Annotated in this window: 1 protein-coding gene; it reads right to left on the bottom strand. The window is 78.4% G+C overall.

Features of this window, described 5'->3' with window-relative positions; translation table 11 throughout:
* On the bottom strand, positions 1-518 hold a 518-nt coding region (locus DQW85_RS21595), incomplete at both ends, for a carboxyl transferase domain-containing protein (protein WP_275888229.1).

Genomic DNA, 518 nt, shown 5'->3' with positions numbered 1-518 from the left:
GGGCTGGACGCCGAGGCCGCGGAAGCGGGCCTGGCGGGCGGCGAGGCGGGCGGCCGGGTCCTGCGCCAGCAGCCCGGCGATCTCGTACTCCAGCGCCCGCGCGACCCGCTCGCAGAACGCCCGGTGCTCGTAGGCGGCGTCGGGCACCTCGGGGACGACCCGGTCCACCACCCCGGCCCGTCGCAGGTCGGTGGCCCGGATGCCCTGCGCCTGGGCGATCTCCGGCGCGAAGTCCGTGGACCGGTAGAGGATCGCGGACGCGCCCTCCGGCGGTAGCGGCGACAGCCAGGCGTGCTGCGCGCACAGCACCCGGTCGGCGGGCAGCAGCGCCAGCGCCGCGCCTCCGGCGCCCTCGCCGAGCAGCAGGCAGACCGTCGGGGCGTCGAGTGTCACCAGGTCGGCCAGGCAGCGCGCGATCTCGCCCGCCAGCCCGCCCTCCTCGGCCGCCTTCGACAGGGCGGCCCCGGCCGTGTCGATCACCGTGACCAGCGGCAGGCCCAGCTCGGCCGCCAGCCGCA

Source organism: Nonomuraea lactucae (assembly GCF_003313395.1).
Classification (GTDB): domain Bacteria; phylum Actinomycetota; class Actinomycetes; order Streptosporangiales; family Streptosporangiaceae; genus Nonomuraea; species Nonomuraea lactucae.
Note: the sequence above shows the minus strand (reverse complement) of the source record. Positions and strands in the feature narration are given on the sequence as shown.